The organism is Streptomyces sp. SPB074 (assembly GCF_000154905.1).
Taxonomy (GTDB): Bacteria; Actinomycetota; Actinomycetes; order Streptomycetales; family Streptomycetaceae; genus Streptomyces.
Window position 1 is genome coordinate 3,594,052 of the sequence record NZ_GG770539.1, and the last position, 3,703, is coordinate 3,597,754.

The 3,703-nt window shown below is 72.9% G+C and carries 4 protein-coding genes; 1 reads left to right on the forward strand and 3 read right to left on the reverse strand.

The features are described from left to right. Window positions 1-591, reverse strand: a 591-nt coding sequence (locus tag SSBG_RS14820; protein WP_037869801.1) for a hypothetical protein, incomplete at its 3' end; no start/stop codon positions are given. A 302-nt stretch (window positions 592-893) separates the two neighbouring features. Here SSBG_RS14820 and SSBG_RS14825 point away from each other — a divergent pair. Continuing rightward, complete coding sequence (locus SSBG_RS14825; protein ID WP_037869803.1) at window positions 894-1,331, forward strand: ATP-binding protein; 438 nt, start codon at window positions 894-896, stop codon at window positions 1,329-1,331. A gap of 129 nt (window positions 1,332-1,460) precedes the next feature. Here SSBG_RS14825 and SSBG_RS14830 read toward each other — a convergent pair whose 3' ends face one another. Together SSBG_RS14830 and SSBG_RS14835 are read right to left on the reverse strand one after the other, a co-directional pair. Then, window positions 1,461-2,927: an aminopeptidase P family protein gene (locus SSBG_RS14830; protein ID WP_008746926.1), complete on the reverse strand. Its 1,467-nt coding sequence runs from the start codon at window positions 2,925-2,927 to the stop codon at window positions 1,461-1,463. Between the two features lie 294 nt (window positions 2,928-3,221). Beyond that, on the reverse strand, window positions 3,222-3,703 hold a 482-nt coding region (locus tag SSBG_RS14835), incomplete at its 5' end, for a PP2C family protein-serine/threonine phosphatase (RefSeq protein ID WP_037869805.1).

A 3,703-nucleotide genomic window follows, 5' to 3' on the forward strand; every position in this document is an offset into this window, starting at 1 on the left:
CAGCGCCCGCAGCCGCGCGCCCGCGGCGACCCCCGCGAGGAGCTGTCCCGACAGCCGCACGAGCCCGAAGAGCGACCGCTCGCCGTGGCGGAGCAGCCAGCCCGCGACGAGCGCCGCGAGCAGGTGCAGGAGCAGCATCGGCAGCGAGGGCAGGACGCCCATGCCGGTGTGCCCGTGCGCCGCCGCCGGGTCGTCCAGCCCGGCGGTCGCGAGGATGCGGTGCCCCTCCAGGGGGCTCAGCGAGGAGGCCCCGGCGCCGCACACGAGGCGTGCGGCGCGCTCGGCCGCGCTGTCCGGCGCCGCGCCCATCACCATGTCGTGCTGGCCGAGCCCGAACAGGGCGTGCAGCCCGAGCTGTCCGGTGGCGAGGAGGGCGGCGATGCCGGGCAGGGAGCGTTCCCGCCCGGCGAGCGGGCAGACGACGAGGAGGACGAGGAGGAAACCGAGGACCAGGCTCCACAGCGGAACACCGGCGCCCGAGGCCGTGGAGTGCCCCAGCGCGGACAACGCGACACAGACCGCGGTGAACACCGCGGCCCTGAGCAGCCGGAGTCCCGCTCCGGCGCGTGTGAACACGTGGGGGGCAGCCATGGCGGAGCCATCATCCCACCGCCCCTCGCGGCGCGGGCGGGCAGGTCCGCAAGGTCCCGAAGGTCTGCTTGGGCGGGGATGGCGGCGGTACGGGGGAATGGGACGCCCGCCGCCGGTGCGGGTGTGACGTGTGGGGCGCCCGGGGCGAGCGGCCGGAGCGGGGCCGTGGCGTGAACTTCCCGCCGGATTCATTAGTTTTCGTGCCGTATCATCCGCATTTCACGGTGTCAAGAGGGCGGTTGAGACGTGCTGTTGGCGGCAATACGTACTTCTATGTCGAGCCGGGCACAGGAGGCTGGAACATGAGCATCTGGTGGTCACTCCATCTGCGGCGCGAGGCGGCGAGCGTCCCGCTCGCCCGGAAGCTGCTGGCCGGTGCCATGGACACGGCCGGCGTGGACCCCGACACCGCTTTCGACCTCTCCCTCGCGCTCACCGAGGCGTGCGCCAACGCCGTCGAGCACGGCGGCGCGAGCACCGCGAAGTATCACGTCACGGTGCGCCTGGACGAGGAGCGCTGCCACGTCGAGGTGAGCGATTCGGGGCCGGGCTTCCGCGGCCGCAGGGGCATCCCCCTACGGCGCACCCGGCTGGAGGCGGAGAGCGGCCGGGGCCTCGGCATCATCAGCGAACTCTCCGACCACGCCCAGTTCCGCAACCGCGCGGGACGCGGCGGCGCGGTCGTCCGCTTCGACAAGGTCGTGAAGTGGCGCGAGGGGGCTCCCCTGGCGGTGGCCTGAGGCGCCGGGGCCCGGACACGCCGACGGGCCGGCACCCCCCGCGAAGCACGCCGACGGGCCGGCACCCCTGTGGAAGGGGGTGTCGGCCCGTCGGCGTATCGCTGGCGGCGGGTGCCGCCGCGGCGCGGCTCAGCCCTGGACGCGCGCCATCCACGCCTCGACGTCGTCCGAGGTGCGCGGCAGCGCGGCCGAGAGGTTGCGGTTGCCGTCCTCGGTGACGATCAGGTCGTCCTCGATCCGCACGCCGATGCCCCGGTACTCCTCGGGCACCGTGACGTCGTCGGCCTGGAAGTAGAGGCCCGGCTCGACCGTCAGGCACATGCCCGGCTCCAGGACGCCGTCCTTGTACGTCTCGGTGCGGGCGGCCGCGCAGTCGTGCACGTCGAGGCCGAGCATGTGCCCGGTGCCGTGCAGCGTGAAGCGGCGCTGGAGGCCGAGTTCGAGCGCGCGGTCGACGGGGCCTTCGAGGATGCCCCACTCGACCAGGTACGTCGCGAGCACGCGCTGCGCGGCCTCGTGGAAGTCCGCGTACTTTGCCCCGGGGCGCACGGCCGCGATGCCGGCCTCCTGCGCCTCGTACACCGCGTCGTAGATCGTGCGCTGGAGCGGGGTGAAGCGGCCGTCGATCGGCAGGGTGCGGGTCACGTCGGCGGTGTAGAGGGTGTGCCTCTCGACCCCGGCGTCGAGGAGCAGCAGCTCACCGGCGCGGACCGGGCCGTCGTTGCGGACCCAGTGCAGCGTCGTGGCGTGCGGCCCGGCGGCGCAGATCGAGCCGTAGCCGATGTCGTTGCCCTCGACGCGGGCGCGGAGGAAGAAGGTGCCCTCGATGTAGCGCTCGGAGGTGGCCTGGGCCTTGTCGAGCACCTTCACGACGTCCTCGAAGCCGCGCGCGGTCGAGTCGACGGCCTTCTGGAGTTCGCCGATCTCGAACGCGTCCTTGACGAGTCGCGCCTCCGAGAGGAAGACCCGCAGCTCCTCGTCCCGCTCGGCCGTCACCTTGTCGGTGAGCGCGGCCTCGATGCCCGCGTCGTGACCGCGTACGAGCCGCGTCGGGCCGCTCGTTTCGCGCAGCGCCTCGGCCAGCTCGCGGACGTCCTTCGCCGGGATGCCGAGCAGCTTCTCCGCCTCGGTGAGGGAGTGCCGGCGGCCGACCCACAGCTCGCCCTGGCCGTCGAGCCAGAACTCGCCGTTCTCGCGGTTGGAGCGGGGCAGCAGGTAGACGGTCGCCTCGTGGCCGCTCGCGGTCGGCTCCAGGACGAGCACGCCGTCCTGCGTCTGGTCGCCCGTGAGATACGTGTACTCGACCGAGGCGCGGAAGGGGTAGTCCGTGTCGTTCGAGCGGACCTTGAGGTTGCCCGCCGGGATCACGAGCCGCTCGCCGGGGAAGGCGGCCGACAGCCGGGCGCGGCGCGCGGCGGTCTCGGCGGCCTGCGGGATCGGCTTCAGGTCGTGCAGCTCCGTGTCGGCCCAGCCGGTCCGCATGTTCTCCGCGAGTTCTTCCGAGACATTGCGGTAGAGGCCGTTCTTGCGCTGCTTGATCGCCTCCTCCTCCGACCCGTCCTCGGTGCTCGGAACCTGCTGTCCGCCGTCCTGCATGGGCTGTCTCCTTCTACGAACGCCTGATCCGGCCATCGTACGGTCGTCCGCTTCGCCCGTCAGGGGTGCACGAGGGGGGCATGAGCCAACTCCGGTACGGGCGCGGCACGTCCCGCGCGGGCGGGAGAACGGCTGTGAGCAGGGCCACAGAACGGGGCGGGAGGGCGGCATGTTCCACGTGAAACATCACGAGCAGGGAGGTGACGGATGTTCCACGTGAAACACGTCGAGCAGGGACGTGGCGGATGTTCCACGTGAAACATCACGGCTTGCCCGCAGTCCGGCCCCGGCCGCTCAGTCGAAGGTCAGCACCAGCAGTGCCAGGTCGTCCCCCGGCGGCAGGCTGTGCTCCGGCAGCAGGCGCGTCAGGAGGTGGTCCGCGAGCGCTCCCGGGTCGCGGCGCAGGCGTGGCGGGCTGCTCGCCGCCGCCGCGTGCAGCCGGGCGAAGGCACGGTCGGTGGTGTCGCCCGTGGCCCGCAGCAGTCCGTCCGTGTAGAGGACGAGCGATTCGCCGGGCTCGGGCCGTACCTCGACGCTCGGCGCCTCCCAGCAGCTCAGCATCGTGAGCGGCGCCGAGACTGTGCTCTCCAGGTACTCGACGCGGCGCGGGCCGATAAGGAGCGGCGGCGCGTGCCCGGCCCCCGCGAAGCGCAGCTTCCTGCCGTCCTCGCCGAGGTGCGCGTAGAGCGCGGTCGCGCTGCGGCCCGGCTCGCTGAGCCGCAGGACGAGTTCGAGGTCGGCGAGCACCGCCGCCGGGTCCTCGCCCTGGAGCACGG